At 72.9% G+C, this 4,278-nt stretch carries 1 protein-coding gene and 2 pseudogenes; 2 read left to right on the top strand and 1 reads right to left on the bottom strand.

The genetic code is table 11. The annotated features are described in order from the left end of the window. Window positions 1-2,099, bottom strand: a 2,099-nt coding sequence (locus A5706_RS08965) for a TM0106 family RecB-like putative nuclease (protein WP_156767024.1), incomplete at its 3' end; no start/stop codon positions are given. Window positions 2,100-2,192: 93 nt separating this feature from the next. Between A5706_RS08965 and A5706_RS34165 the strand changes: the two are divergent. Beyond that, window positions 2,193-2,363: pseudogene (locus A5706_RS34165) on the top strand (hypothetical protein); the annotation flags it as partial. Between the two features lie 168 nt (window positions 2,364-2,531). Then, window positions 2,532-4,278: pseudogene (locus A5706_RS34930) on the top strand (PE family protein); the annotation flags it as partial.

Raw genomic sequence — 4,278 nt, 5'->3', positions numbered from 1 at the left:
GCCCGCAGCGCCGTGGTGGGAATGGGCGGCCCCGGGGTGAGCGCGAACGGCAGCTGGTCAAAGGTGTTGCCGTCGTTGCCGACCCGCTCGACGATGGTCACCTCGGTGGGCACCGCCGGATCGTCGACCGCCAAGATCTCGGCGCGACCGGCCGCGCGCCGGTCGGGGTTGTCGGCCATGCTCGGCGGGGCCGGGGGCTCGTAGAGCGCGAAGACGTCGGTCGTCAATTCGCCGCGCGCCAGCTCTCCCTTGAGGCGCACGCGGCGCCGCGGCTTTCGTGCGCGGGGCGGGGTGTGCCAGTCGGCGTCGACCGACGCCTCATCGGCGATGAAGACGTCGGTGTCGTCGGCCCACTCCTCGACCGGGAAGTTCAGCCGGTCGAAGTGCGCCCACCAGAACGGCTTGTCCTCGCGGCGGTGGTAGCCGCGCGCCGCGGCCACCAGTGCGATCGCGGTCTGCTCGGGCGTGCGGTCGGCGACGCCGGCGTCACCGGTGAACGCCGACAACGTCATCGCCAGCTGGTCGCGGTCCTCGACCCGGTTGCCCTCCGGAACCGGTTGCGCGCCAACGGGTACGACGCCGGATTCGTAGGCGCGCAGCATCAGCCAGTTGCGCAATGCCTGCGTCGAGCGGCAGTCGTAGTGGTTGTAGTCCTCGATCTCCTTGAGCAGGGACGCGGCGTCGTCCAGTTGGCCCTCGTCCTTGAGCTGGCAGTAGCGGGCGTATGAGGTGATCGACTCGGCGGCCGTCGTGACGTCACCGGCGCGCAGCAGCGAGCCCATGTACAGCGGCTCGAGCGCCTTGAGGCCGAACGACTCGGCGCCCACCCGAATGCTCTTGCGCACCAGGGGATAGAGGTCGACCAGCGTGCCGCTGCGCAGCAGTTCGTCGACGTCGTCCTCGCCGACCCCGTACCGGCCGGCGAGCCGCAGCAGCGCGGTCTTCTCGTAGGGCGCGTAGTGGTAGATGTGCATGTTGGGGCGGCGCTTGCGGCGCTTTTTCACCATCGTGAGGAAGTCGACGAGCGCCTTGCGCTCGTCGACCCGGCTGTGCGCCCATAGTGGGTGGAAATTCCCGCCGGCCTCCAGGACGCCGAACAGATACTCGAGGCCCCAGTCGTGCCCGTCGGCCGTCCACAGCGGGTCGCCTTCGAAGTCGAAGAACAGGTCACCGGGGTCCGGCTCGGGCAGCAGGGTCAGCGGCTGCGGGTCGACGACCTCGAACTGTGGGGTGCCGGTGTCGCGTTGGCGGACTTGCAGTTTGGCCTGTGCGGTCAGCTTGGTCAGGGCGCTGGGCGCCAGCTCGTGCACCGGCGTCGTGCGGTCGGCCAGCTCGGCGACCGTGGTGATGCCGGCGTCGATCAGCTTGTCGCGCTGGGTGACTCGCATCCCGGCGACCAGCAGCAGGTCGTCGGTGGCGCGCAACTGCTCTGTGCACAGCGGGCAGTGGAAACACGCGCTGACGTTTTGGTCGTCCCAGCGCACCGGGGTGCCCGCGGCGTAGTGCTCGTCGAGCAGGCGCTGCAACAGCGCGCGCCGGAAACGGTAAACGGGGACCAGGTCGCCGACGCGGTAGCGCACGACGGCGCCGTCGCCCAGCTCCAGCTCGGCCTCGGGCGCGACCGGGACGCCCGAGCCGGCGAGCGCGTCGGCGTAGGCGGCCAGCTGCAGCAACGCGGGCACTTTTGGCGAGCGGGCCAGTTTGGTGTCGGCAACCCGGTACTGCTCGCCGTCGAGCACCAGGAAATCGGCGAAGCCGACGAATCGGCCGTCGAACATAGCGGCCTGATACACCACCGGGGCTCGGTTGGCGATCGCGCGCCGGGTTGCCTCGGCGGCGGCCGCGAAGCCGGCCAGCGTGTGGGCCGGGCGACCGATGACCGCGACCGCGTCGCCGAACTCGTCGCGGTATCGGTCGAGGCGGCGTCGTTCGTGTTCGGTGCCCAGGGCGGAGGTTCGGGCGAGCAGTTCGTCCTCGGCAAACACGGTGGGGCCGCGGCCGAGTTTCGCGTCGAAATCCCGCAGGAGCGCGTATTCGCACCTGGCGGCGGACGCGAGGTCCGACGCGCTGTAGACGACGGTTTCACCGGTGACGAACACAGCTGCAACTGTAGGTGAGGGCACTGACACGGCCCGGCCCGGCGAGCGGACTGGCGGTTGGGCGTGCGCATTCGACGTTCCGCGTGAAAATCGCTGTGCGGCAAGGTAACCGAGGGAGGCCGTGGGGGGCACGCCGCGGCCGCGGTGGTCGAGAACAAGCTGAACGTCACCGTCGGCGTGCTGTCCCGATTCTTGGTCGCGCCCGACCGGTTCGCCAGCTTTCTGCTCGTGGTGCTGACGCAGTCCGATGCCCACGACGCTGACCCGACGGGGTCGCGGCTTCGGGCATCAATCGCCCCAATGGCCATCGGGCCGGGAGGCCGGCGAAATATATGAAAATACCAAAAGTCGCTTTACATCCGTCCAAACATGCCTATAGTACGGTTCTGAGGTAAATCCCCTAATGTGCGGAATGTTCGATGGGAGCCCAAGATGTCGTCCTACCTGATCGCAGCACCTGAGGCCTTGGCCAGTGCCTCCACCGACTTGAGCGCGATCGGGGAGGCGATCAGGGAAGCGACCGCGGCGGCGGCCCCGTCGACCACGGGAATTGCGCCGGCGGCCGCCGACGAGGTGTCGGCGGTGCTGACGCAGTTGTTCGGCGGTTTCGGACAGCAGTTTCAGGCGCTCAGCGCGCAGTCGGCCGCCTTCCATGACCAGTTCGTGCAGTTGATGTCCTCGGGCGGGATCGCGTATGCGGCCACCGAGGCCGCCAACTCCTCACCGTTGGGCACGTTGGAGCACGACCTGCAGGCCCTCGCGGCGAACCCGTTCTCGCCGGTGAAGGACCTGACCGGGCGCCCGCTGTTCGGTGACGGCGCCAACGGCGCGGCCGGTACCGGGCAGGCCGGCGGCGATGGCGGGTGGATCTTCGGCAACGGGGGCAACGGCGGGTCGGGCGCAAACGCCGCCAACGGCGGGAACGGCGGGGCCGGCGGGTCGGCCGGGCTGTGGGGCCACGGCGGCGCCGGTGGGGCGGGCGGCAACGCCACCGCCGCCGGCGGGAACGGCGGCAACGGTGGGGCCGGCGGTGCCAACGGGCTTCTGGGCGGCGGTAACGGTGGGGCCGGCGGGATCGGCGGTATGGGTGCTCAAGGTCTGGTCGGGCCGACCGGCACGGTGGGCGTCAGCAACGGCCACGGTGGTGACGGCTTTGCCGGTGGGGCCGGCGGCAACGGTGGGGCCGGTGGGGCCAACCAGGCGCTGTTCGGTGGGGCCGGCGGCGCGGGTGGGGCCGGCGGTCAGGGCGGCATGGGCGGCACCGGCGGTGCCGGGGCGAGCGGCGTGGGCTCCGGCGTGGCTGGCGGCGACGGTGGTACCGGCGGGACGGGCGGTAGCGCCGGTGCCGGCGGCGCCGGTGGCGCCAACAGAGGGATGATGGGCGGGACCGCCGGCGTGGCGGGTCACGCGGGAACCGGCGGCCAGGGCGGCACCGGCGGTGCCGGTGGCGCAGGTGACGTCGGCACGCCCGGCGCGGTGGGCGTCAGCTCCGGCCAAGGCGGTCAGGGCTTCGGCGGGGGGACCGGCGGGGCCGGCGGCACGGCGGCAGCGCGGGCGTCGGCGGCGTCAACGGCAATGGTGGGGTCGGCGGCCATGGCGGCCAGGGCGGCGACGGTGGCGAGGGCGCCAGCGGCGCGGGTCCAGCGCGGCCGGCGGCAACGGCGGCGCCCCCGGCACCGGCGGCGACGCGGGTGCTGGCGGTGCGGCCGGCACCGGTGCGGGTGCTGCGGGCACCGCGGGTCACGCGGGCACCGGCGGTGACGGCGGCAAGGGCGGCGCCGGCGGCGACGGTGACGTCGGGGCGGCCGGCGCGGAGGCCGTCAACGCCGGCCAGGGTGATGTCGGCTTCGACGGTGGGACCGGCGGTGCGGGCGGTCACGGCGGCAACAGCGGGGCGGGCGGAACGAACGGTTCGGGCGGCCAGGGCGGTGACGGCGGTCGTGGCGGCGACGGCGGGACCGGCGCCAACTTCACCACGACGGGCAATGACCTCGACCACGGCGGCATCGGCGGCAAGGGCGGCCACGGCGGCGCCGCGGGCGCCGGCGGCGCGGTTGGCACCGGCGGCACCGGCGGCACCGACGGCAACGGTGGCCACGGCGGCGACGGCGGACCGGGTGGCCGCCGACCAGGGCGGCCCGGGCGCTGCCACCCCCGACCCGTCGCGGTCCAGCGGCGT

This window comes from Mycobacterium sp. E796 (assembly GCF_001672815.1).
Classification (GTDB): domain Bacteria; phylum Actinomycetota; class Actinomycetes; order Mycobacteriales; family Mycobacteriaceae; genus Mycobacterium.
The sequence above is the reverse complement of the archived record's forward strand: the minus strand, read 5'-3'. Positions and strand labels throughout refer to the sequence as shown.